Origin of the sequence: Pseudoruegeria sp. SK021 (assembly GCF_002119405.1) — a bacterium.
In the GTDB taxonomy this organism is placed as follows: Bacteria; Pseudomonadota; Alphaproteobacteria; order Rhodobacterales; family Rhodobacteraceae; genus Meridianimarinicoccus.
The window spans coordinates 1-23,499 of sequence record NZ_MTBG01000036.1; the positions used below are offsets into that span (position 1 = coordinate 1).

Here is a 23,499-nt window from a genome sequence, read left to right on the forward strand (position 1 = left end):
TCAGCGCGCGGTTATAGTCATGCCAATTCGTTGTCTTGTAGATCGTCTTCGCGGGTATGCTCATGCCCGCCAGCTAGCACATTGGATTCCCTTGGTGAATCCCAAGCACGATTTGCGCAACAAGGCCCATCTCACCCAGTATGCCGCGCCTGAAAGGCTTCCGTTTCTCTCGCGAAATCATCGCGTACGCTGTTTGGGCTTACCACCGCTTCGCAATGAGCACCGCCGACGTCGAAGACCTGTTGGCTGAACGGGGTGTGATTGTCAGCCGGGAAGCGATCCGGTTGTGGGTCAATCAATTTGGTCGGCATTTCGCAAATTGCATCCGGCGCGACCGCCCTCGTCCCAACGACAAATGGCATCTTGACGAAGTCGTTATCCCAATTCGAGGCAAGAAACACTGGCTTTGGCGCGCCATCGACGCGGACGGGGACGTCCTAGACATTCTCGTGCAAACGCGACGAAACGCCAAGGCAGCAAAGCGGTTTCTCCAAAGGTTGATCACTCAGTTCGGCGAGCCGAGGGTTGTGATCACCGACAAACTGCGCAGCTACACCAAGCCGATCAAAACCCTGGCGCCGGATGCTGATCACCGGGCCCATAAGGGATTGAATAACGCCATCGAAGGATCACACCGACCGACCCGCAAGCGAGAAAAGATATTCGGCCGGTTCAAGTCTCACCGACAGGCCCACAGATTTCTTTCCGCACACGAACCGATCAACCTTATCTTCCGTCCCGGCCGCTACAAACTCACCGCAACTTCATACCGCCATGCCGGGGCTGACGCGTTCAGCCTATGGGCCGATTACGCCAACGAGATGGTGGCATAATCTAACAATTGCCGACTTCCTGCGTCACGCATCCAACAACTTGGCAATGCCTGTTCGCAGCTTACGCATCACTTCATCCGATCGAGTCCTTGACGCGATCCCAAGTCCGCAAGAGGTGAAGCGCTAGGATTTCGCCCAGCCTTTCGCCGTTGCGCGTGCGCAAAGCGGCTGCCATCTCCTCGTGATCCGCAACAGCATCGGCCCAGTCTCCGACCTTCTGGTTGCCGACGAAACGGATGCGTTTCAGCTTGGCCTGAATGTTTCCCTGAATCTCGATCAGCGTTGCATTTTGGGATGCAGCAGCCACACGCGTGTGAAACAATTGATTAAGCTTGTAATAGGGTAACCGGTCGCGAGCGGCATAAAGCGCCATCATCCGGTCATGGATATCCAGAAGGGCCGAGATCTCGTCTGGGCTGGCTCGTTCACAGGCCAGCCGCCCGCCGAAACGTTCGATTTCGGCCAGCATCTCCAGCATAGAACGGGCGTCTTCCCGAGACAACTTGCGCACGGTGCTCCCTCGGGAGGGACGAATGACGACAAGGCCCTCGGCCGCGAGTGTGCGCAGGGCCTCACGGAATGGCGTACGCGACACGTCCAGTTGCTCTAGGAGCGCCGTCTCGTCGATCCGGGATCCGGGTTCTAAGTGCCCTTCGATAATGAGGTCGCGCACTTGGTTGGCCACTTGATCGTGCAGCGTCTGCTTTTCGACCGGGGCAAGGCGGATCTGCCGCTCGTTGAAGTCGTTCATTCCTGATCCTGTTGCTGTCTTTGCCTCACCGTAAAGAGTTTCCTCTTGCAACGCGACTGCTTTTAATTTTGTATACAGGATACAAAGTGAGGAAATACATGGATCACCCGATTAAAGTTGCATTCGCCATTGGCGATGCGGGGGGCATCAGCCCCGAACTCGCCGCAAAGATTCTTGCCGACGATGACGCGAACAAGAACGACATGATTGTCATTGGTGATCGCCGCCTTCTGGCGCGCGGCGAGGCCGATGCGGGCGTGAGCCTGGATCTGCCGGTGGTGGCGCTGGCAGACATGACCGGTCCGCTGCCGGACGGCACATTCATGGTTGATCTGGGTAATTGCGATCCCGATGCGGTGCCCCAAGGGACGTGGAGCGAGGATGGCGGCCGGGCCGCAGTCCAGAATTTCCGTTGTGCGCTGCTGGCGGCCCATGCCGGGGTGGCGGACTTGGTCTTCTTCACGCCTTTCAATAAGCATGCGATGCGCATGGGCCAGTCCGATTACGTCGATGAGATCGGGTTCGTGAACGCCACCATTGGCGCCACGCGCTCGGGCCGTGAGTTCAACGTTCTGGACGAAGTGTGGAATGCGCGCGTCACATCGCACATTCCGCTGCGCAATGTCGCCGACGCGCTGAGCGAGGAGAAGATCTTTCAGAGTATAAAGCTGACCATCGAGATCATGCAGGGCGCAGGCTTTGATCGACCGCGTATCGGTGTCGCCGCGCTGAACCCCCATGCCGGAGACGGGCGTAATTTCGGCACCGAGGATGACGATATCATCGCTCCTGCAGTGGAACGTGCTCGGGCTGAGCAGATGGCCGTGACGGGCCCGATCCCGTCGGACACCGTATTCGTGCGAGCCATCAAAGGCGAATTCGACGCCGTGATGACCATGTACCACGACCAAGGTCAGATTGCGATGAAGCTGCTTGGCTTCGATCGAGGCGTGACGCTGATTGCTGGATATCCATTTCCGATCGTCACCCCGGCCCATGGCACTGCGTACGACATCGCAGGACAAGGCATCGCCAACCCCGGCGCAACGAAAAAGGCAGTGGAACTGGGACGCAACCTCGCCCAACGGCTACCGCGCAAGGATGGGAGCGGCAAAGAAGTCGACCTGCGCGCATTGTTCAACAAAGCAATGGACCGCGAAACCACCTGGGGCTGACGCCCCGATCAAGTAACGACTAGGGAGGAATACCATGATCGACCGCCGCACATTCACCAAAGGGGCCGCTATTGCCTGTGCCATCACTTGGGGCGGTTCTGCCCTCGCGCAGGACGTGACCCTGAAGCTGGCTCACTACGGATCGGCCAGCGATTCCGTGACTGTCGCCGCCACGCGCTTTGCTGAGCTGGTGGAAGAAAAGACCGATGGAACCTTAAAGATCACTGTGTTCGGCAACGGCGAGCTGGGCAACAGCCCGTCGATGCTGGAAGGTGCACGACTTGGCACGATCGACATCATCACCACCGGAAATCCGTATTTTACCGGTGCCATGCCGCAGCTGAACCTACTGGATTTGCCGTTTCTGTTCCAATCCGACGCCCATGCCTTTGACGTGCTGGATGGCGAGGTCGGTCAAACCCTGATGGTGTCAATGAACGATGCGGGCCTGCAAGGGCTTGCGTTTTGGGAGTTGGGCTTCCGCAACCTCAGCAACAACGTCCGCCCGATCAACGGGCCGGACGATATGAAGGGCCTCAAGATCCGCACCACGCCGAACCCGGCCCATGTGCTGGCTTTCGAAACGATGGGGGCCAACCCCACGCCGATGCCTTTCGCTGAGGTCTATTCAGCGCTTCAGACGGGAACCATCGACGGGCAGGAAAATCCGACAAACCACATCCATGCCAACAAGCTGCACGAGGTACAGCAGTACCTCAGTTTGACTGCCCACGCTTATACGACCTCGCCGCTGGTCATGAACGCTGGCCGATGGGGGCGCCTGTCTGCCGATCATCAGGCAGCTCTCTCCGAAGCCGCCATCGAAGCGGCGGCTTATCAGCGCGAGATCAACGACGAGGAAGAGCGCACAAGCCTGCAGGCAATGAAGGACTATGGCGTGGAAGTCATCGAGACCCCTGACAGCGCGGCATTCCGCGCGGCTGTAACCGACGTCACCCGTGAGGTCTATATCAACCAGTTTGGGACCGAACTTCTGGACAAAATCGACGCGGCAGCCAAGTAAACCACGTCTCGCGCGGGTCGTCAGGTTCGACCCGCGCATTCTAACACTGCATCCAGAGGCGACATTTATGATTCGCAAGTTCGACACTGCCCTAAGACGTGCCATCGACGGCTCCGCGGCCCTACTGGTGCTGATTGTCACCAGCCTCGGGATCTTGCAGGTTATCAGCCGTTATTTTTTCAACACCTCCCTCGTCTGGTCCGAAGAAGCGATCCGGCTGCTTTACGTCTGGCTAATCCTTATCGCTGCCGCCACCGCTCACCACATGAAGATCACCATGATCGAGGACAACCTTCGGGGCGGCATGCTCGTTGCGCTAAAGCTCATGCAGACGCTGATGATGCTCGCGCTTTTGGTCTTGCTGGTGTGGGGGGCGTTGCAGCTGAACACCGCCTTTGGGCGTGATCGTTATGTCACCTTGGGGATTGGAAAATCCTGGTATTGGACCGGGGCCATCGTGGGCGGTCTGCTATGGGCCGGGTCCATCGTTTCGGGCCTTGCAGTAACAATTTCGGAGCGGCGGGACACCTAATGGAAATGCTACTTCTATTCGGATCGATGATCCTATTCGCAGTGCTGGGGATCCCGCTGGTGTTCTCGATCCTCGGAGCATCGGTCATCACGCTGCTGATGGTGCGCCCCGAAATGCCGCTAGTGCTGGTGACACAGATGTTCATGAACGGAATGGACCAGTTCTTGCTGCTGGCCATTGCCTTTTTCTTTCTGGCCGGCGAACTGATGAACCGCGGCGGGATAACCCGGCGTATCGTCGATTTTGCCTCGGCATTGGTCGGGCATTTCAAGGGCGGGCTGGCGCAAGTTAACGTCCTGTCTTCTCTGTTTTTTTCTGGAATTTCCGGCTCGGCCGTAGCGGATACTGCTGCCATCGGGTCTGTTATGATCCCGTCGATGAAGCGGAAGGGTTACAGTGCCGCCTTCGCCGCCGCGATCACCCAGTGCAGTTCTGTTGTCGGACCGATCATTCCGCCATCCATCCCGATTATCATCTATGCCGTGCTGTCCGAACAGTCGGTGGGCGCGATGTTCTTGGCCGGAATCGTTCCCGGCCTGTTGATCGGATCCTGTTTGATGGTGGCTGTGGCGATCATCGCGCGCCGCCGCGATTTCGAGAGCAGCCCGCGTATGGGCGTACGGGAAATTACGCGCACCGGTTCCCAAGCCATTGTCGCCCTGCTGACCCCGATCATCATTCTTGGTGGGATCCTTGGCGGCGTGATGACAGCCACCGAGGCGGGGGCCGTCGCCTGTCTATATGCTTTCGTCACCGGAGCCTTCTATTTCCGCGAGTTGGATCTGCGCGGTTTCTACGACGCCTTGGTGCAGGCGGCACAGGGGACGGCGATGATCTTGGTGATCGTCGGGGCCTCGACGCTGTTTGCCTGGATCGTGGCAGATCTGCGGCTGAGCCAAGCGGTCGGGCAGGCGATCTTCGCCGTCAGCGACAACCCGATAGTGTTCCTGCTACTGGTCAATCTATTCGCCCTAGTGGTCGGTTTGTTCCTAGATCCGCTGGCGGCACTCGTGATCCTCGTGCCGCTGCTGTTGCCCAATGCCATCGAACTGGGCATCAGCCCGGTCCACTTCGGCATCGTCATGGTGTTCAACCTGATGATCGGGCTGACGACGCCTCCTGTCGGCTATCTGATCTATCTGTCAGCGCACATCGCGGGCGAGCGGCCCGAAAAGGTCATGCGTGAGAGTTTGCCGTTCCTCGTCGCGCTTTTCGCCGCCCTAGGCTTGCTGACCTTCGTGCCGCTGCTAACCACCTTCCTTCCCGACCTCTATGCCGCAAAGGGGCAATGATGCCTGTCCGTTTTGTTGATCTCTCTATGCCCATCACTGCCGACCATTTTCGCTGGTCCACGCCGCGGGAGGTGTCGGGAGATTATAGCGACGCCAAACCTTTCCGGGTGACGCGCCTGTCACTGTCGTGCCATTCGTTCACCCATGTGGATTCCCGTGCCCACATGCTTCCTGACGGGCGGACCATTGATCAGACAGATCTTTCTGATGTCGCGGGCACGGCTTTTGTTGCGAACCTCCGCGATGTGACGCCGAACGAAGCGCTTGACGCCCGGCGGATTGATGCTGCGCTGGAAGGCTACGGTAGCGAAGGGATCATCTTGCTGTCCACCGCTTGGGATACACAACGCAGTTGGAAAAGCCCGGCCTACTGGCGCGATTCACCCTACATAACCCGAGACGGGGCAGAGGCGCTGGCTCGCCATTCTCCCCGCGCCGTCGCTTTCGACTTTCCGCAGGATTACACGATCCGCCAGTCTCTTGACGGGATCGTGCCGCCGATCGGCGAACACGTGACCCACGACGTGCTGCTGCGCCGGGGCGTCACGCTGATCGAATACTTGGTCGGCACCGCAGCCCTCGAGGGCCCGCGCACCTTTTTATGTGCTATTCCCATAAAGGTGGAGGGTGCTGACGGCGCTCCGGCACGGGTCGTGGCCTTCGAGGGCAGACAGTTCACAGGAGCGACCGCAGAGCACTTAGTAACAGCATCGCCTTCCTCTTGATGGGGCTTTTGGGCCGCCCCACGAGCAGTGGCGGCCGGCATTCCGGAAGGCTGGTGGTCATCAATCGGTCGATTCCTGTTGGGGGGCAAGGATGACACCTAAGGAACTTAGCTTCGCCGCTTCATGATGCCTACCACAGTATTTTTTCTTACCCCGAGATCGCGGGCGATCCATCGGTATGATCGACCGTCTGCCAAGGCCTGAACGATCTTTGGCGCAAGTCTGTCAGATTTTGGGCTTCGGACTGACTGGCGGCCGAGCTTCTTTTCTCGCGCTGTTGCCGCGGCGAGCCCGTATTTTACCTGATCGCTGAGCAGATCATGCTCGAACAGTGTGATCCCGGCTAGCATTGTGACCATCTTCGGCCATGGGGCGTCTCTACTTCGAAGGTCATGCTGCTGGCAATGAACCGGGCCTCGGCGGTTGTGGTCCCGATGGCACTTGGAACAAGGAAAACGGAATGACGACGCTATTGGGCTGCATAGCCGACGACTTTACCGGGGCGACGGATCTGGCGGGGCTATTGGCGCGCTCGGGCGTTCGGGTAAGCCTGCGCATGGGGGTGCCGGACGAAGCTCCCTCGAACACAGCCGCTGTCGAGGTGATTGCACTGAAGTGTCGGGGGGCACCTGTGGCTCAAGCCGTGGCAGAAACCCGAGCGGCGCTAAAGTGGCTGCAAACGGCGGGCGCGCAGCGTTTCTTTTGGAAATACTGCTCGACCTTCGACTCGACGGCTGAGGGAAATATCGGCCCCGTGGCCCAAGCGCTGATGACGGATCTGGGTGCTGAGCAGACGATCTATTGCCCGGCGTTCCCAGAAAATGGCCGCTCTATTTTCATGGGAAACCTGTTCGTCGGCTGTCAGCCGCTGGCTGAAAGTCCAATGAAAGACCACCCTCTGACGCCGATGCGGGATTCAAACCTGATGCGGCTGCTGGAGCCACAGGTAACACGCCCCGTGGGCCTTGCCGATCGGCTGACGGTTGCGCGGGGCGTCGCGGCATTGAAGGCAGAGCTTGACCGGTTAGCCGCTGCCGGCGTGGCGCATGTGATCGTCGACGCGGTGGCTGATGAAGATCTAAACATCATTGCCGCGGCCTGCCGTGATATGCCCCTGATGACCGGCGGCAGCGCCGTTGCCGCGCCGCTTCCCGCACTTTGGCTTGCCGACGGAACGCTGTCAGCGAGTGAGACCGGCACGGTGGTGCCTGATCTGGCGCCAGGTACGGTAGTGCTGGCGGGCAGTTGCTCCGCCATGACGCGTGCGCAGGTGGCGGATTACATAGGGCGAGGCAAGCCCACCTTCCGGCTCGACCCTCTGGAATTGGAGGCCAAGGGCTCGTTGGAAGCGCTGGACTGGCTGGCCTCGCAGGACCTTGCCGAAGCTCCGCTGCTCTACGCCACTGCCGAGCCGGAATCTGTGCGCGCCGCGCAGGACAAGCTTGGCGCCGCTCGGGCGGGAGAGATTGTTGAGCAGGCGCTGGCCGCCTGTGCCATCGCCGCACTGCACGCGGGGGCCCGTCGCTTCGTGGTCGCGGGGGGCGAGACCTCAGGCGCAGTCACTCAGGCGTTGGCGATCAAACAGTTAGATGTTGGAGCAGAGATCGCGCCGGGTGTGCCGTGGTGCTTCTCGAGCAGCGCCGGTCAGCGGATTGCGATTACGCTCAAGTCCGGAAACTTCGGTGCCATAGATTTCTTCGCCGGTGCGCTGAAAATCCTCACGGGGCTGGAGGCGACATGAGCGAGACGCACCTACGCGAACAGATTTGTCTGCTGGCGAAATCGATGTTCGACCGCGGTTTGACGGGGGGCTCAACCGGCAATATCTCGGCTCGGACCGAGGATGGCGGCCTACTGGTCAGCCCCACTGGCACTAGTTTCGGGCGGCTCGAACCTGCCCGGCTCAGCCGCTTCGATGCGAGCGGAAATCAAGTTGGCGGCGACAATCCAACCAAGGAAATGCCGCTGCATTCGGCCTTCTATGACACGCGATCGACAGCAGGTGCGGTGGTGCATCTGCATTCCTGCCACTCGGTCGCGTTGTCGATGCTGCCCGGCGTGGACGAGGATAACTTCCTGCCGCCGCTGACACCTTATGGCATCATGAAATTGGGAAAGGTCAAATTGCTGCCGTTCTTCCTGCCCGGTGATCCGAAAATGGGCGAGGCGGTACGCGGCCTTGCAGGAAAACGCACGGCGGTAATGCTAGCGCAACACGGCCCGGTTGTGGCCGCCAAGGACATCGAGGCCGCATGCAATGCCATCGAAGAGTTGGAAGACACCGCGCGCCTTGCGCATTTGACTTGGGGCCTGCACCCACGCGCACTGAGCGCCGCACAGGTGCAGGCCTTAGTAACCAAATTTGACGTAGAGTGGACCGCATGAAATTCTCAGCAAATCTTGGCTTTCTCTGGACTGACCGCCCCTTGCCAGACGCGATCCGCGCTGCCAAATCTGCTGGCTTCGACGCCGTCGAATGCCATTGGCCCTATGACGTTCTGGTGGACGAGATGACTGCAGCGTTGCGCGAGACTGGCCTACCGATGCTTGGCCTGAACACCGTGCGCGGCAACACAGCGTCAGGCGAGAATGGCCTTTCGGCACTGCCGGGCCGCGAGCAAGAGGCCCGCGCAGCCATCGACCAGGCGATCGCCTATGCTGTGGCCATCGGCACGCCCTGCGTCCACGTGATGGCTGGATTCGCTTCTGGCGAGGAGGCCAAAGCGGTGTACCAGACCAACCTCGCATATGCCTGCAAAGCTGCAACTTCCCACGACATCAAGATTCTGATTGAACCGTTGAATCACTACGACGCGCCCGGTTACTTTCTGACCACCACCACACAAGCCTGCGAAATTATTAAGGCGGTCGGCGCGTCAAATTTGAAGCTGATGTTCGACTGCTATCACGTCCAACTGATGGAAGGCGATCTGACCCACCGCCTGCCCGACCTGCTCCCTTTTATCGGCCACATCCAGTTCGCTGCCGTTCCTGACCGCGGCCCCCCCGACCACGGAGAGCTAAACTACACCCACGTCTTCAACGTCATTGCCCAAATGGGCTGGGACATTCCCCTAGGCGCCGAATACAAACCCCAAGGCGATACCGGCAAAACTTTAGGGTGGCTAAAGGCGATGCAGAGGTTCTGAGGGAGTTGTCACGTAAACTGAACACAGTCAGTTGGGGCGCGATTTTGGCCAATTCAAGCGATGCTTGCCGCCTTCCAAGCATCGAATGCTTCCATCCGATGGTACCGGATGGTCAGGGCAGCGCGACGACGGGATGGGACGGTAAAGCGATTGCGGGTGGCTGAGTGGATGGAGACGAAGCGCTGCAGACCTCCGGGCGACCGGAACCCCTGCATCGTTTGCTCACGTTTTCGAAACGGCAGATGGCTGTTTTCAGCGCGATTATTGAGACCTTTGTGCGACCAGTGATCGACGTGCGACGCGACCTCACGTTTGGCCACACCGTAAGAACGCAATTTGTCAGTAACGATCCGCTTTGGCACAAAACCATGACGCTTGATCAGGCTGATCAAAAGCCGCTTTGCCGCCTGCTTGTCTCGCTTGGACTGAAGAATTTCTTCCAGAACGACACCGTGTTGATCGACAGCCCGCCAGAGCCAAAATGTCCTGCCAGAGATTTTCAAGGGCGATTTCGTCCAGATGCCAAACATTACCCGGTCGGGCCTGACGACGTCGAAGATTCCGGGAGATTTGCGGCCCAAACTTAACCGTCCAGCGGCGGATACTTTCGTAAGATATGTCGATGCCGCGCTCCAACAACAGCTCTTCAACCTCGCGAAAGCTGAGGTTGAAGCGGGCGTACAGCCAAACCGCGTGAGCGATGATCTGGGATGGAAGCCGGTGGCGTTTATAGCTGATGGTCGGCGTGTGCATGGCCGTCGGCTATGTCCAAACCACGACGCGCGCAACCAAACGGAGCGTAATGTGACAACGCCTTTAAAAGGCCGCGCATCAGTCCTTCAGTCTGGCGTAGCGGCTGTTTGTAAACATACCGAACGTGAGGCACACCGGGATCGCCAGATCGGAATATGCAGGCTGGCCACCGCGCGCCACCCCGCCTTCACGTCAGGGCTTAACCAAACCGTCATATCGCCACGCCGCCGAAGGGCCTCATTGTAGGTTGACCAGTTCGTAACGCGATACCGCCTCGTCGCAAATTGGCCCCATCGGAAGGTTCCTGCGTAGGATTACTCTAAGCAAGAACGAATGTGGAACGGCTATCGTTGACTGTCCTCACTGATCACCTTGTAAGCGGTTGATCTGCCAATACCCAGATGTTTTGCGGCTTTGGATACGGAAGTTCCGGCGTTCACGAGGTCTTGGAGTGCCGAGATTGTTTCTGGCTGCAGCGGTGGACGTCCAGGGGTTCGCCCATGTTTTCTGGCCGCAGCCAACCCATCTTTTGTGCGCTCCGAGATCAACCTGCGCTCGAAATGCGCGATCGCTCCAAAGACGTGAAACACGAGTTCGCCCGCAGCTGAAGTCGTATCAATACGTTCTTCAAGGCTGATCAGCCCGATGTTTTGTGCTTTCAGCGTATCTACGGTTTCGAGAAGTTCCTTGAGTGACCTGCCCAGCCGATCGAGGCGAATGACAGCGAGCGTATCTCCTGACCTTGCATAGTCGATCAGGGCGGTGAGCCCCGGGCGTTTGAACGTTTTGCCCGAGATGACATCTTCGAACACTCGCACGGCCCCTTCTTTTGTCAGCCGCTCGATCTGGCCGGAAAGGTCCTGATCGGAGGTTGATACCCGCGCGTAACCCAAAATGTCGCCAGATCGTGCCATGGCCGTCCCTTTAACGAACGTTTTTGAGACACCTGCGCAACGGAGCCGAACCGCCCAATCTATACGCCTGCATCTGTCTATTTATCAGTCCATATATTAAGGGGTGTCCAGAAAACTTCAACACCGTTTTGAGGACACGCATGCCCCCTCGCTTGTTGCTTTCTGCCAGCACCCGCGCAGCCCTTTTCGATATCCCGACAGATTTTGATGATCTGATGCGCCATTATCTGCTGTCGCCAACGGATCTGGATTTGATCCGAACGCGTCGCCGCGATGAAAACCGGTTGGGGCTGGCCGTTCATCTCTCGCTGCTCCGGCACCCTGGTCAAGGATGGTACGATGGTATGGTACTGCCTGCGGCCTTTCTCGAATGGCTTGGGGACCAGCTACATCTCTCCCCTTCCAGTCTCTTGGGCTATGCAGGCCGTGGGGCTACTCGGGCCGCGCACCAAGCCCTCGCGGTGCAGCATCTAGTTCTGAGCCCGTTCACCAAAACACACATGGCACCGGCAGAGGATATTGCCACGAAGGCCGCTTTCGCGACAGACCACGGCGTGAAGATTGTCGAGGCACTCGTTGCAGAACTTCGCAAGCACCGCTTGGTGCTGCCGAGCGCTGACACAGTCGAGCGCTTGGCCCTGAGGGGCCGAGCACGCGCACGGCGGGAGGCCGCCGCCGCGTTGTTCGATGCCCTATCACCGGAACAACGCAGTAGGTTGCAGGCACTTCTGGTGAACGACCCATCCGTTGGTCAAACGCGGCTCACTTGGCTGCGTGGTTTTCCGCATTCGACCAGTCCGGTCAGCATGACTGGGCTTCTGGATCGTCTGAAATATCTGCGGTCATTGGGCTTGCCGTCCGATCTTGGGCAGGGCCTTCACCCAGACCGACTGATCAAGTTCGCGCGCGAAGGTGCTGTGGCACCCGTGAGCTTGCTAAACGATTTTGGTGAGCGGCGGCGGATCGCAACGCTCGCGGCGCAGATGGCGGATTTATCCATCACGATCACCGACGCGACCATTGCCATGTTCGAGCGTCTGACCGGACAGCTGTTCTCAAGATCCCGCAACCGCCAGGAGGAAGTTTGGCGTATGGGTAAGGTAAGGGTCGGCAAGCTGATGCAGCTCTTCGGCGAATCCATTGATGCGATGGCCCGCGCGCAAGAGCTAGGGCAGGATCCCTTTGCTGCACTCGATGCGGAAATCGGGTGGGACACCCTCTTGGGCCAGCGTGACGAAATCGCCGACTTCGGAGAACTGGCCACCAGTGACCCACTGTCTCTGGCGTCCGAGCGCTATGCCTATATGCGGAAGTTTGCCCCCGCCTTTCTTGACGCCTTCCAGTTCAATGCCTCCGATGCGGGGGATGAGCTCAAGGATGCAATCGCCTTATTGCGCGACCAGAACAAGACGGGAAAGCGCAAGTTGCCTGATGATCCGCCTATGCCTTTCGCTGCCAAGCATTGGCGCTCGCTGATCGTTCAGGACGGTCAACCGAAACGGCGGGTTTACGAAACCGCCGTTATCTCCACCTTGCGAGATCGACTGCGTGCCGGGGATGTCTGGGTCGATGGTAGCCGTGAGTATCGCCGGTTCGACAGCTATCTCATGCCGCGAGACAAAGCTGAAACTGCCATGCGGGACGCTGGCTTCGAGACAGATCCGGAGGCGTGGCTGGCTGATCGCCGGGCCACGTTGTCAAAACGTCTTGGCCAAGTGGACCGCGCCTTGAAACGCAATGCTCTCACCGGCGTCAGGATCGAGCGCGGGCGACTGAAGATCACGCCACATGACGCGGTGACACCTCCAGCGGCGTTGCGTCTGGAGCGGGCGATTGACGCCGTGATGCCACGTATCCGCATCACGGAGTTGCTTTGGGAGGTGAACGCTCAGACGGGGTTCCTCGACGCCTTCACCGATCTGCGCTCTGGTAAACATCACGATGAGGCCGCCGCTGTGTTAGCCACGATCCTGGCCGGGGCGACCAATCTCGGGCTTGAGCGGATGGCCTACGCCTCATCGCGCGTCAGCCATGCGCAACTGACCTGGGCGCAAACATGGTACTTGCGGCCGGAGACGTTCGCCGATGCGCTGGGCCGCATTGTCGATGCCCATCATGGCCTCTCCTTCTCGCAGCACTGGGGCGCGGCTGAACACAGCTCATCAGATGGCCAATTCTTTTCCGCCAATCGTGGCAGCGGTGTGATCTACGCCAAATATGGACCAGACCCCGGACTGAAGATTTACTCCTTCCTGTCAGGCCAATATGGATCGTTCCATTCGAGCGTCATCGGGGCAACTGCAGGCGAAGCGCCGTTTGTGCTCGATGGCCTCCTGAGCAACCCGGCCAGCTTCGACCCCCTCGTTCATTACACAGATACCGGCGGCGTTTCGGACCATGTTTTTGCCCTCTTCCATCTGTTGGGGATGACCTTTGCGCCGCGATTGCGTGACTTCCCTGATCGGCGGTTGGCCTGCTTCGGAAGCGCGAAGGCATGGGTGACCTTGTCACCCATCATCGGCAAGCCGATCAACGAAGAGGTGATCCGGCAGCATTGGGGCGACATCATGCGGCTCACAGCCAGTGTCCGGGACAAGTCTCTGAAACCGTCTGAAATCTTGCGCAAGCTTGGCGCATACCGTCAACAGAACCGACTCTACCTCGCCCTCGGTGAAATCGGCAGGATCGAACGCACCCTCTTCATGCTTGATTGGATCGAGAACGCGCAATCTGCGCATGGAATGCCAGGCAGGGCTCAACAAAGGCGAAGCGCGCCATTCGTTGGCTAGGGCCGTATTTGCGCACGCGCAGGGAAGGGTCCACGATCGCTCCGACGTGACCCAGCAAAAACGCGCCATAGCGCTCAACCTAGTCATCACCGCTATCACGTTCTGGAACACGACTTACATGGATAAGGCGGCCGGACATCTTGCCAAGACCAGCCCGCTATACGATCCGACCCTCTTGCAGCATGCATCACCGCTCGGATGGGAGCACATCATCCTCTCCGGCGACTTCGACTGGCATTCTGGTGCCGCTGAGCGTAAAATTGCGCGACCATTGCACATCAGGCCCGCCAGAGATTGGGGAACCTGATTAAGTTCGCACAATGTTCTCGCTTAGAGTAATCCTACGCACAAACCTTCCGATGGGGCCAAATTTATGGAGACGGGAAGTGTCGAACTTGTGCGGCATCTGAAGCGTCCAAGCAGTCGGAAAGGAACGTGTCTGACCGCCGACACCGTATCCGCGCAACAAGGTCGTATTGCTATATGACATCTGTTATAACAGATTTTGATATAACAGGCATTCCAATCGGTTTGGTCCTGACCTATAGGAGACCTGAAGAGAGAAGGTTTTGAGGTGCGTCACACGCTCCCCCGTCGCCGCCGCTTGAAAGGGATCATGACTAATGAAAACTAGGAAAGATAAATGAGCATTATAAACGAAGTCGAAATTATCGCTTTTACTGTCGAGGTCCCAAATTATGGTCTAGGCGGTCACAATTCAATGGGCATCAGCAATATGAGCTATAGTCAGGGCTCCACGCTCAAGGCGATGCGCTATGCTGTGCGAATTTCCACCAATGACGGCCTTGAAGGCCAATACGCCATGCATTGGGGTGGCACCGAATCTTCGCTTGGACAAACTACGATGTTGGCGCCAATCCTTCTTGGGCGTGATCCCGAGCAGCGCGAACTGATCTATGATGATTTAAAACGCGAAGTTCGCGCTTATGACGGAATGGGGCAGGGGGCACTCGATATCGCCCTTTGGGATCTTATCGGAAAAAAATACGGGATGAGCGTTTCTACCATGCTTGGTGGGTACCGCAAAACGTTACCGACTTACGTTTCCACTCATCATGGGCAGGATACGCCAGGAGGGCTGGATTCAATAGAAGCATTCGCGTCCTACGCTATTGAATGTAAGGAGCGCGGTTTCTCCGGCATTAAAATTCACGGTTGGCATGACGGAGACAAAAGGCGTGAGGCTGCCCTTGTCCTAGCTGTTCGTAATGCTATTGGTGCCGATACGGAGATAATGGTTGATCCGGGCTGTCAACTCCGGACTTGGGCTGATGCGCTCTATGTTGGTCGAGCCTGCGATGAGGCAAAATGCTTCTGGTACGAGGACCCTTATCGAGACTCTTCTGTCTCTGTTGAAGGGCAAAAACTTCTTAGGGCAAAACTCGACACCCCACTTCTTGTTTCCGAACATATTCGTGGGCCGGAGCAAAAGGCAGCCTTCGCTCTCGCGGGCGGCTGCGATATGATCCATGCAGATCCTGAATATGATGGGGGAATTACCGGCATGATGAAGATCGTGCACATGGGGGAATCACTCGGCATGGATGTACAGGTTCACGCGTGCGGCCCGGCACATCGTGCCTGCCTATCCGCCATACGTAACACGCATTTCTACGAACTTGCACTGGTTGGACCCGGCATGAAGAATATCACACCACCTTATGCCTGTAGTTATTCCGATCAACCTGAAGATCTTAATCCGGATGGTAGTGCACCTGTCCCAACCGGTGCAGGCTTGGGTGTCACCTATGATTGGGACCAGATTCGCAGGAACGCAATCAACTCCCGTGTGTTCAAAATCTGAAAATTAAGGTGCGTCACATAAGTTCTGTGGGACGCGCCATTTTTGGCCTTGGCGCTCAGATCATTTGATCGGTAGATCGAGGTCAGGCTGGCGAGAGGCGGAAATCCAACTGATGCGCTGACTATCCGTGAGTATAATTCAAGCCAATTTCACCGCAGCATGTGCCGACCTTGTGTCAAGTTAGAGAAACTCGCGCAAGGCTCGCCTAGAAAATTGGCGCGGAACGTGTCAACGACTTTGAGACAGCGGCATTTGGACTTTAAGCTTGTTCTTCGTCCGTTTGGTTTGGTGGATTGATCCAGACAGCGGTCGGGATTTGAGGTGGTTTTGGCGGCTTACGGACGAAGCGCTGGGGCGTGCTGAGGAATGCGGCATCCAGGGTTTTCTGGCGTGCAGCGTATATACTGTTGGCCTGCCCGAAGTGGACCTGGTCGGGGGTCATCAAGCCGATGCCAGCGTGATGATGGTCTTCGTTGTACCATGCGAAGAATCTGCGGCAGAAGGCGCGGGCCTCAAGGATGGTTTCAAACCGCTTCGGGAATTCCGGCCGATATTTCATCGTTTTGAAATGGGCTTCCGAGAACGGGTTGTCATTCGAGGTGTGCGGTCGGCTGTGAGATTTGACCACGCCGAGATCGGCCAGCATCAGGGCCGTCGTCTTTGCCTTCATCGGCCCGCCACGATCGGCGTGCAGCGTCAGCTGATCGCGCGGCACGGCATGTTTGCCCATCGCATCGATAAACAGGGCTTTGAACTGGCTGGCACTTTCGGCGTGCTCAACGCGCCAGCCGACGACGCGGCGGCTAAATATGTCGAGGATGACATAGAGATAGAAGTAGGACCATTTCACCGGCCCCATCAGCTTTGTGATGTCCCACGACCAAACCTGGTTAGGGGCTTCGGCCAGCAGTTCGGGCTTCTGATAGACCGGGTGGCGGCGCTGACGGCGGCGCTCAGCAACCTCACCTTGCGCAGAAAGGATCCGATACATCGTGCGGATCGAGCAAAGGTAGATACCTTCGTCCAGCAAGGTGGCAAAGACCTCCACGGGCGTCTGATCGGCGAAACGGGGTGTGCGCAGATGGGCAAGCACCTGATTGCGTTCGACTTCGGGCAAGGCCCGCGGTGATGGTTGGCGTGGTTTCTTCACGCGAGGCGGGGCGAGGAGCGCCGCGCGATGCCTGAGTACGCTTGCCCGCGATACCGACAGCGCGGCACAAACGGCCGTCGTAAGGCCGCTGCCCACCGGCAAGGCAATTGCTGCGGCCATCATGATTTGCCGCCGCGATCTGGCGTCTGCTCCATCTCGTCCAGAAGGTCCGCCACTTTTTTTTGGATGACGATGATCGCCTCTGCCTGATCCAAGCGGCGGCGCAGCGCGGAAACCTCGCGGTTGGCTTTGGCCAACTCGGCTTGCAACGGATTGACGGGTGCCTTTTCCGGGCCGCGCTGGCGGGGTTGCAAAGCCCCCAACGTGCCTGCAGAGCGCTGTCGCCGCCAGTCGGTCAGCGCCGAGGAATACAACCCCTCCCGCCGCAGAATGGCTGAAACACCACCCGTGACCGCGACACGGTCCGTTTCATTCAGAATGCTAAGCTTGTATTTTGCAGTGAAACGGCGCCGCTTCGGGGTGGCCATCATCTCGGCTGCAGGCGCGCTCGGCGCAGGTACGACGCGGGTGGGCGGGATCGCAGGCGAAATCTCAGATCCGGCATCCGGTGAAAGCGGAATCTGTGAAGGCATTCACCATGGGTTCGGTCTCCTTCGCCCTCAAGTGTAAACTTCACACAGTCGGATGTCTCAATCTTATTGGCACGGAGGGGCGGGCCTTCGCAATAGGGATGAATGCCCGCTTACACTGAGCCGCCAATGGCTCCAAAACGAGATGATGAACGCCCTAGAGCAAATTGACAGCGACAGTATTTGTTATTACGTATAAAAGTTATGGATGACATAAAGCGAAATAAACCTCTTTCTGGAATTGGTCAGGTTTACCGCAAGGAAACTTTAGGGACTCAAGTCGCCGGAGAACTTCGCTCTGCAGTAATGTCAGGGCTGTTCCGGCCTGGCGAGTTGCTGAAAATTCGAGATGTGGCACAGGCACTAAAGGTAAGCGTAACGCCGGCTAGGGAAGCATTGCTGAGCCTGGTGAGCGCTGGAATTTTTGAGACGGGGGCGAACGGCACAATTCGAGTGCCTGATCTAAGTATTGAGCGGATCATAGAGGTGAGAAAAATTCGCTGTGCACTCGAATGCATGGCCGCAAGAGAAGCCTTCCCGCGCCTCTCGACGGGCGCGATTAAGCGATTAAAGCGTTTGAACGGAAAAATGTTCGAAGCAAACGAAAAAGGGGATACGGTTAGTATAGCGAAGATCAATTGGGAGTTTCACTTTGAGATATATCGACTCTCCGAAGCACCATACCTTAATTCTATGATTGAGAATTGCTGGCTTTTGGTGGGCTCCTACTGCCATGTCTTGTATCCTAACTTTACCGAGTTCGGCTTTGAACATCATCATCAGATTATTTTGGCGGCCGAACGAAAGGATGCCGTCGCGTTTGAGGCATGCCTGAAAGAGGATATCATTACCGCTAGTGAACGCCTGATTAACTTCGTCGAACGGGATCGCGAAGTTGTTGACGGGGGCTTTTAAGGTTCCGCTGATGGTAGTGTCGCAAACTTTTTGCGCTGTCAGCCCGTCGTCGGATAACGCATGATTTGGTGAGGCTTTGCACGATTGGGACGGAAAGATGATCAACTTCAAGGGCGCTCAATACCCGAAATCGGTCATCCTGTACGCGGTCTTCTTTTACGTTCGCTACGGCGTGTCATACCGTGACTTGGAAGAGATTATGACCGACCGGGGCGTCACCTTGGATCACTCTACGTTGAACCGATGGGTCGTCAGATACGTGCCGCAGATCGCGGCAAATGCCCAGACGATGAAGCGACCAACTGCCATTTCCTGGCGCATGGATGAGACGTACATCAAGGTTAAAGGCAAGTGGACATATCTGTACCGGGCTGTCGATCGCGATGGGAATACCCTTGATTTCATGCTGTCTGAGCGCCGGAATACGGCTGCGGCCCGGCGGTTATTTAAGCGGGCTATCGGCACGAACGGCGTACCGGACCGGGTCGTCATCGATAAAAGCGGCGCCAATCTCGCTGGCCTGCAGCGCATCAACGTGATCCTGAAATTCACTGGCACCGGAAAGATCATCACGGCTCTGCAGGTCAAATACCTCAACAAGATCATCGTTTCATCAAGCGGATCACCGGCCCCATGCAGGGTTTCAAGGCGTTCCATTCCGCGGCCGCCACGATCGCTGGGATCGAGACGGCTCACATGATCCGGAAGGGACAATTCGGCTCAAACGGTCTCACCGCAGCACAGCAGTTTGCGGCACTCGCAGCATAAGCGTGTCCGGGGTGTGGTCGCCATCGGGCTCACTAAAAGTTTGCGACACTACCCTACCGAGGTGGGTCCCCGACATCCCGCCCCGAGCGACAAACGGTTCGGGCCAGCGACCTTAGTGGCCAGCCCGATCGCTGAGTACTAGCCTTTTACGACTGACCCAGGGCCTTGGCGCAAAGCCTTCATCAGGGTGTCGCCGACATCGAGATGTCCTTGAACCAGTGCCGACGGCGTGAGTGCCAGCCAATTGTTCAACGATACGTCGCGGTAATCGCCTTTAGAAAAGACATTGATCACCCGCATCGTCTCAGTGCCCGTGTTTTCGATATAGTGTGCAAGGTTTTTCGGCACATAGCCAACATCGCCAGCGACATAGTCGAAGGTCCGTGCAGAAGACACCGCGTTAAAGACAGTCATCCGTGCAGACCCGCTGAGATAATACTGGATCTCGTCGGCATCGGGATGCCAGTGGATTTCGCGCATGCCACCGGGTTCAAGCTCGATCATCAAAAAGGCCATTGGGGTTGCCTTAAACGTCTTGGAATCGATGATCTTGGTCGCGCCGCCGTTCCATTTGGTCTCGGCTACATCGGCACCGCGAAACACGTATTCGCTGGTCATGGAGGCAGCCCCCAGTTCCGCACGGGCCTCTTCAATCGGGCCCGGAACGGGAAGACGGAAGATGTACTTTTCAGAGGCCGGAATGCCGTCAAACGCGCTTTCATCTACGCCGAAGTTCTTCGCCAGAACCTCGCGTGGCATGTGCGCGAAAAGCTCAGTCACAAGAAGTGTTTCGTTTTCTGAGAAGTTGCCGTCGTTGAATATCAGTACGAATTCCGTACCTTCCTCGAGGCCTTGAATTGCGTGTGGCACACCGGGAGGTGCAAACCAGAGGTCGCCAACTTCGAGATCTTCAACGAGTGTCCCGCGATGCTCGTCGACGAGATAAAAACGAACGCGGCCAGCCGTGACATAGGCCCACTCGCCTTCCTTGTGCCAATGCAACTCACGTACAACGCCTGGCCCTAGGCGCATATTGACGATCGCGAGTTCCTTAAGCGTCGGGCATTCGCGGAGCGTAACTTCCCGCGCCCAGCCGCCGTCTTCAAGACGGTTATGCGCCATGGCGAAAGGAAATTTGAGGTTGGGAATGCCACCGTTGTCCGTGACTGGTGGAGTTAGGATGTCCGGATTCTGTGCCTCGACCTCAGGGTTGCGCGGTCCTGCAACGGTCGCCCCCAGATGGCCGACGATCGGTTGTGGCAGTTCAGTCATGTGTATTCCTTTACTCATGTTATCTGGCGTTTTATTCGTCAGGATTGGGTGGGAGTTAGTATTAATGCTTTTAAACAGTTACTTAGGTAAAATTTTTCCATGAATTCATGATTGAACAGACAATGGCGTGATGTTCTCTGGGGTAATTATTGGAACCTTTTGTGGCGCGACCGTGACCTTCACTTTCAAGCACGAAGCGCCATGTTCGATTGGTGTCGTCGTACCTCGGACAGAGGGGCTTTTGCTTCCAGCTTGCGGGAAATCTGCAAGGTGTCGTCGGCAATCGCACTGAGGAATTCATCCGCGGACCGTTCCTGCGCAGGGACGGGCGATTGGGCTGCCTCGACGATGTCGCGCAGATGCTGCGCAGCGGCTGCAACTTGGCTCGGCGGCAGTTGCGGGGCGTCTGGTTGGCGGCTTGCGGCATGGGCCGTGATGCGATCGCACAGCCGTTCGGCACCGGCGACAATCGGGAACCATGCCGCCGCTTCGGTTCCCGCCGGTGGCGGTTCGGACATGGAACGCGCCAAGGACGTGCGCAAATTGGATAAGGCCCAATAGGCATCCCGCCGGGCTAGGATGTCTTTTTGGCGGGCTTTTGCCTGGTCCGCCGGTTCTTTTCCGAGCGGTGCACAAGCCGAAACGAGGTAGTCAGCGATCCTTGACATCGCGAGAGCAAAGGTTGCCGTGATCTGGTCCCCGTGGCGGCGAGGCCAAATAAAATACCCAAAAATCAACACGATTCCGCCGCCGATTAGGGTATCCACCAGCCGTAGGGCACCAAAGTCAACAGTCTGAGCACCCGGAGACACCAGATCAAGCAGGATCAGGACGAGCGGGGTCAGCGCCAAAACCATCACCCAATAAGACAGACGCTTGGTCCACGGCAGCAGCGCAGCCAGAACCGCAATCGCACCTACAAGCACCATACCCTTTGGCAGCACTACGAGCAGTCCTGCACCAATGAGCACACCGATGCTCGTACCCATGATCCGCAAAACTGCCCGCGCAAAAATCGACCCAAAGTCGGGCTTCATGACGATCACGACGGTCAAAGGCACCCAGTACCAATGATTTGCCTGAACCACATATTTCGACGCAAAGGCCAGTCCAATGCATATTGCTAGAGCCGCGGCACCTGACACAACAGAACGCCCGACAGCAAGCCGGTCTATGATTTTTGTGAACCCAACGCTGCGGGACGATACAGGTGCGTGATAAGGTGCGATATCGAAGGCCCGATTTTCAGAACTAACGGCAATATTGAGCGCAGCAAGTCGTACCGAAAGTTGATCTGACTGCGTGCCCTGTTCCGTGAGCGGGACACGGGAAGTCCGAAGCGAAGCCGCCGCCATGGCGCGCAACTCGATCTCGGCATGACGCAGGGCATCGGGATTGGTCTCGGCAAGGAGCGCCGAAAAAACGAGGTCGGCGGCATCGAGAGTTGCCGCGAGTGACAGACCTTCATGGGTACGTCCCGCGCGCCGGGTTTCAAGCAACACACCGTACAGCGTCCGCGAGGCATCAATGACTTTGCGCCGTGCGGCTGCGGTATCGGCCGCGTTAGTTTCTGTCGTGGCATCCTGCGCCCGCACCGATGCCAGTTCCGCCAGTGCCTCGAAATGGTCTGCAAGCATCCGACGTTCCGGTCGATCGCGCAGGATCAGCGCCTCGCATCCCAGCGCGATGGCATAAATGAAAACACCCACAAGATAGAGCGCTGCTGGCCGCCAATATGGCGCGAATTCCGTCAGGCCAAGCGCGAGTGTCGCAAAGAGTAGAAACTGCAACATGGCCGACGAAAAAGGGGCCCCATAACTGCTAACGATGCCAGCGACAAAAGCCAGAATTGCCATCGCGGCGATCACCACAGGATAGGGGAGGTCGCCAAGGTAGCCAGCAAAGTACCCCGTGGCTGCGATGGGCGCGACAATTGCGATTTGGCGAAAACGGGAACGGTAGGTGCCACCGCCTTCCCCCGATGACACGACCAGTGTCGCAAGCGAAATTATCAGACATGTCGCAAGGGTTCCGGTCACTAGACCATAGGCAAGCGGCCCAGCAACACAGAGGGCAGCACGTAACGACGCCCCCAAAGGCCAGCGTGCCGGTTTGACACGCGCGATTTCACGCAGCCAAGGTACGGGGCGATGTTGGTTTGGAAGTTTTTTACTGTCAGAAATCATCGAAGGCTCTTTCGTGACCTTGCATCACTGAGATCAAAGCAGAATGTGCCCGGCAGACACGCATGTCTTGCCGGGCACAGGATCCGTCGGTCAGATCAGCCGATCAGCCCACCCGAGCTTGGGTCGGCGGTCTTGGGGTGTTTCATCGCCAAGACCGCCAGCACGAGAGCGATTGCTGCTGCAAGGAACATCGAGGCATGATTGAAAACCTGTGCATCGAGGATGAAGCCAATCGCACCGCCCCCGGCAAAGCCCAGCAGCACTGAAAAGAAGACCCCAGCCCACATCATGTTGGGTTCGCCGTTGATCCCGTCCTTCTTGAACATCGCTTGGGCAACGAAGTTAAACGCCATCTGAACCACGAAGGTTACTGCGACGTTGCCGTAGAGCATGCCGTGGTCTTTGTGAAAGGCGTTGCCCTGTGCACCGGCAATGAAGCTGACCGCATAGGCGACGATATGAGGGTCGATCAATCCCATCCGCGACGCGACAGCGAGCGCGACCAGCGCGACCACCTCAAACCACAGCACCACCGGCGTAAAGACTTTGCCCCGGCGCAACATGGTCGTCATCAGAACGCCGCAGATCGCAGAGCCCATGCCGAAGGCGATCACAGACCCAAAGGCGAAAATAAAGCCCGCCCAATCGCCCTGAGCCAAACGGTAGCCACTTTGGACCACATTGCCAGATTGCACCGTCGCAAAGGTCTCTGCATTGGCGAGTGTCCAAGCATTCAGCAATCCAGCCATGGAAGCGAGGAGGAACCCGACGGTACGGTGTTCCATAAGTGGAAAGCGAATTGTTTCGGGATGTGCTTGGATGACGTGGGTCACTTCGTGCCTCGGAAATAAGTAAC

Annotated in this window: 17 protein-coding genes and 3 pseudogenes; 13 read left to right on the plus strand and 7 right to left on the minus strand. The window is 57.6% G+C overall.

Annotated elements, in window-relative coordinates:
• Positions 1-140: 140 nt before the first annotated feature.
• Positions 141-833, plus strand: a complete 693-nt coding sequence (locus BV911_RS15865) for an IS6 family transposase (protein ID WP_086054594.1) — start codon at positions 141-143, stop codon at positions 831-833.
• Between the two features lie 73 nt (positions 834-906).
• Here the strand turns inward: BV911_RS15865 and BV911_RS15870 are convergent, their stop codons facing one another.
• Positions 907-1,584, minus strand: coding sequence for a GntR family transcriptional regulator (locus BV911_RS15870; RefSeq protein WP_086054595.1), 678 nt, complete (start codon positions 1,582-1,584; stop codon positions 907-909).
• A gap of 11 nt (positions 1,585-1,595) precedes the next feature.
• On the opposite strand from BV911_RS15870, the gene BV911_RS15875 reads away from it, so the two are divergent.
• From BV911_RS15875 to BV911_RS15915, 8 genes are all read left to right on the plus strand, one after another.
• Positions 1,596-2,759 (plus strand): 4-hydroxythreonine-4-phosphate dehydrogenase PdxA, encoded by a 1,164-nt coding sequence (locus tag BV911_RS15875; protein ID WP_240512286.1) that lies wholly within the window; start codon positions 1,596-1,598, stop codon positions 2,757-2,759.
• A 34-nt stretch (positions 2,760-2,793) separates the two neighbouring features.
• A complete protein-coding gene (locus BV911_RS15880) occupies positions 2,794-3,783 on the plus strand; it encodes a DctP family TRAP transporter solute-binding subunit (protein WP_086054597.1) in 990 nt (329 codons plus the stop codon).
• Positions 3,784-3,850: 67 nt separating this feature from the next.
• A complete protein-coding gene (locus tag BV911_RS15885; protein WP_086054598.1) occupies positions 3,851-4,315 on the plus strand; it encodes a TRAP transporter small permease in 465 nt (154 codons plus the stop codon).
• Complete coding sequence (locus BV911_RS15890; RefSeq protein WP_086054599.1) at positions 4,315-5,607, plus strand: TRAP transporter large permease; 1,293 nt, start codon at positions 4,315-4,317, stop codon at positions 5,605-5,607. Before BV911_RS15885 ends, BV911_RS15890 begins: the two co-directional genes overlap by 1 nt.
• A 26-nt stretch (positions 5,608-5,633) precedes the next feature.
• Entirely contained in the window at positions 5,634-6,332 is a 699-nt protein-coding gene (locus BV911_RS15895) for a cyclase family protein (protein ID WP_240512287.1), read from the plus strand.
• Positions 6,333-6,792: 460 nt separating this feature from the next.
• A complete protein-coding gene (otnK, locus tag BV911_RS15905) occupies positions 6,793-8,073 on the plus strand; it encodes a 3-oxo-tetronate kinase (RefSeq protein ID WP_086054602.1) in 1,281 nt (426 codons plus the stop codon).
• Positions 8,070-8,717 carry an aldolase gene (locus tag BV911_RS15910; RefSeq protein WP_086054603.1) on the plus strand — a complete coding sequence of 216 codons (648 nt, stop codon included), beginning with the start codon at positions 8,070-8,072 and terminating at the stop codon, positions 8,715-8,717. The genes otnK and BV911_RS15910 overlap by 4 nt, the downstream gene beginning before the upstream one ends.
• Positions 8,714-9,481 carry a hydroxypyruvate isomerase family protein gene (locus BV911_RS15915; protein ID WP_086054604.1) on the plus strand — a complete coding sequence of 256 codons (768 nt, stop codon included), beginning with the start codon at positions 8,714-8,716 and terminating at the stop codon, positions 9,479-9,481. Before BV911_RS15910 ends, BV911_RS15915 begins: the two co-directional genes overlap by 4 nt.
• 53 nt (positions 9,482-9,534) lie before the next feature.
• On the opposite strand, the pseudogene BV911_RS15920 reads toward BV911_RS15915, so the two are convergent.
• Both BV911_RS15920 and BV911_RS15930 read right to left on the minus strand, forming a co-directional pair.
• Positions 9,535-10,234: pseudogene (locus BV911_RS15920) on the minus strand (IS6 family transposase).
• A 344-nt stretch (positions 10,235-10,578) separates the two neighbouring features.
• The gene (locus BV911_RS15930) at positions 10,579-11,148 is read right to left on the minus strand and encodes a recombinase family protein (RefSeq protein ID WP_086054605.1); all 570 of its coding nucleotides are present in this window, start codon (positions 11,146-11,148) and stop codon (positions 10,579-10,581) included.
• A gap of 140 nt (positions 11,149-11,288) precedes the next feature.
• On the opposite strand from BV911_RS15930, the pseudogene BV911_RS15935 reads away from it, so the two are divergent.
• Both BV911_RS15935 and BV911_RS15940 read left to right on the plus strand, forming a co-directional pair.
• A pseudogene (locus tag BV911_RS15935) lies at positions 11,289-14,244 on the plus strand (Tn3 family transposase).
• 336 nt (positions 14,245-14,580) lie between these two features.
• Positions 14,581-15,762 (plus strand): enolase C-terminal domain-like protein, encoded by a 1,182-nt coding sequence (locus BV911_RS15940; RefSeq protein ID WP_086054606.1) that lies wholly within the window; start codon positions 14,581-14,583, stop codon positions 15,760-15,762.
• A gap of 259 nt (positions 15,763-16,021) precedes the next feature.
• On the opposite strand, the gene BV911_RS15945 is transcribed toward BV911_RS15940, so the two are convergent.
• Positions 16,022-17,505 (minus strand): IS3 family transposase gene (locus BV911_RS15945; RefSeq protein ID WP_371588281.1). Its coding sequence is split into 2 segments (ribosomal slippage): positions 16,022-17,085 and positions 17,085-17,505, totalling 1,485 coding nucleotides; the frame shifts between segments, so codons are not numbered across the junction.
• Between the two features lie 201 nt (positions 17,506-17,706).
• On the opposite strand from BV911_RS15945, the gene BV911_RS15950 reads away from it, so the two are divergent.
• Both BV911_RS15950 and BV911_RS15955 read left to right on the plus strand, forming a co-directional pair.
• Positions 17,707-18,417 carry a GntR family transcriptional regulator gene (locus tag BV911_RS15950; protein ID WP_086054607.1) on the plus strand — a complete coding sequence of 237 codons (711 nt, stop codon included), beginning with the start codon at positions 17,707-17,709 and terminating at the stop codon, positions 18,415-18,417.
• Positions 18,418-18,514: 97 nt separating this feature from the next.
• Positions 18,515-19,185: pseudogene (locus BV911_RS15955) on the plus strand (IS6 family transposase).
• Between the two features lie 138 nt (positions 19,186-19,323).
• Here BV911_RS15955 and BV911_RS15960 read toward each other — a convergent pair.
• The 3 genes from BV911_RS15960 to BV911_RS15970 form a co-directional block, all read right to left on the minus strand.
• A complete protein-coding gene (locus BV911_RS15960; protein WP_086054608.1) occupies positions 19,324-20,457 on the minus strand; it encodes a cupin domain-containing protein in 1,134 nt (377 codons plus the stop codon).
• Positions 20,458-20,642: 185 nt separating this feature from the next.
• Positions 20,643-22,496 carry an FUSC family protein gene (locus tag BV911_RS15965; RefSeq protein ID WP_205963873.1) on the minus strand — a complete coding sequence of 618 codons (1,854 nt, stop codon included), beginning with the start codon at positions 22,494-22,496 and terminating at the stop codon, positions 20,643-20,645.
• Between the two features lie 242 nt (positions 22,497-22,738).
• Entirely contained in the window at positions 22,739-23,476 is a 738-nt protein-coding gene (locus BV911_RS15970; protein ID WP_139840114.1) for a DUF1275 family protein, read from the minus strand.
• Positions 23,477-23,499 lie beyond the last annotated feature (23 nt).

Excerpts from the sequence above, each read along its gene's own strand:
- BV911_RS15930 (WP_086054605.1), bottom strand. The coding sequence starts at position 11,148 with ATGGCACGATCTGGCGACATTTTGGGTTACGCGCGGGTATCAACCTCC.
- BV911_RS15865 (WP_086054594.1), top strand. The coding sequence starts at position 141 with ATGCCGCGCCTGAAAGGCTTCCGTTTCTCTCGCGAAATCATCGCGTAC.
- BV911_RS15895 (WP_240512287.1), top strand. The coding sequence starts at position 5,634 with ATGCCCATCACTGCCGACCATTTTCGCTGGTCCACGCCGCGGGAGGTG.
- BV911_RS15870 (WP_086054595.1), bottom strand. The coding sequence starts at position 1,584 with ATGAACGACTTCAACGAGCGGCAGATCCGCCTTGCCCCGGTCGAAAAG.
- BV911_RS15885 (WP_086054598.1), top strand. The coding sequence starts at position 3,851 with ATGATTCGCAAGTTCGACACTGCCCTAAGACGTGCCATCGACGGCTCC.
- BV911_RS15890 (WP_086054599.1), top strand. The coding sequence starts at position 4,315 with ATGGAAATGCTACTTCTATTCGGATCGATGATCCTATTCGCAGTGCTG.
- BV911_RS15880 (WP_086054597.1), top strand. The coding sequence starts at position 2,794 with ATGATCGACCGCCGCACATTCACCAAAGGGGCCGCTATTGCCTGTGCC.
- BV911_RS15960 (WP_086054608.1), bottom strand. The coding sequence starts at position 20,457 with ATGACTGAACTGCCACAACCGATCGTCGGCCATCTGGGGGCGACCGTT.
- BV911_RS15910 (WP_086054603.1), top strand. The coding sequence starts at position 8,070 with ATGAGCGAGACGCACCTACGCGAACAGATTTGTCTGCTGGCGAAATCG.
- BV911_RS15915 (WP_086054604.1), top strand. The coding sequence starts at position 8,714 with ATGAAATTCTCAGCAAATCTTGGCTTTCTCTGGACTGACCGCCCCTTG.
- BV911_RS15940 (WP_086054606.1), top strand. The coding sequence starts at position 14,581 with ATGAGCATTATAAACGAAGTCGAAATTATCGCTTTTACTGTCGAGGTC.
- BV911_RS15950 (WP_086054607.1), top strand. The coding sequence starts at position 17,707 with ATGGATGACATAAAGCGAAATAAACCTCTTTCTGGAATTGGTCAGGTT.
- otnK (WP_086054602.1), top strand. The coding sequence starts at position 6,793 with ATGACGACGCTATTGGGCTGCATAGCCGACGACTTTACCGGGGCGACG.